Below are 354 nucleotides of genomic sequence, written 5' to 3' on the forward strand. Positions count from 1 at the left end.
AAACATCAGGCCATAACCAAGCTCATCAATGTCATCATACGCGCCTTTACCACTACCAAATTCGCAAGGCTCAACATAGCCTTGGCACTCTCTTGTCCCTAAAAAAATATCTTGGCGACCGCCTTTATCGACCATACGCTTAGCTATACTATAGTGCTTGCCATCGATGCGATCCGCTTCAAGCTCTGGGCGGTGCAGGTTCCATTCAAAGTGAGCCTGCACTTGATAAGCCACATCATGAAGATAGGTATAATAAGCCAAATCATTACCGTCTTTATGATAGCGTATCGGTTTCATGCCTTTGGTTTGGGTACGAATCGGGTTTATTACCCTTACTTTATCGACAACCCAAAT

General features: G+C 44.4%; 1 protein-coding gene. It reads right to left on the reverse strand.

The window, feature by feature from the left end; genetic code table 11:
• On the reverse strand, positions 1-354 hold a 354-nt coding region (gene cas5c, locus BTV99_RS12915; protein WP_075102687.1), incomplete at both ends, for a type I-C CRISPR-associated protein Cas5c.

It is taken from the genome of Psychrobacter sp. Rd 27.2 (assembly GCF_001921755.1).
GTDB lineage: Bacteria > Pseudomonadota > Gammaproteobacteria > Pseudomonadales > Moraxellaceae > Psychrobacter > Psychrobacter celer.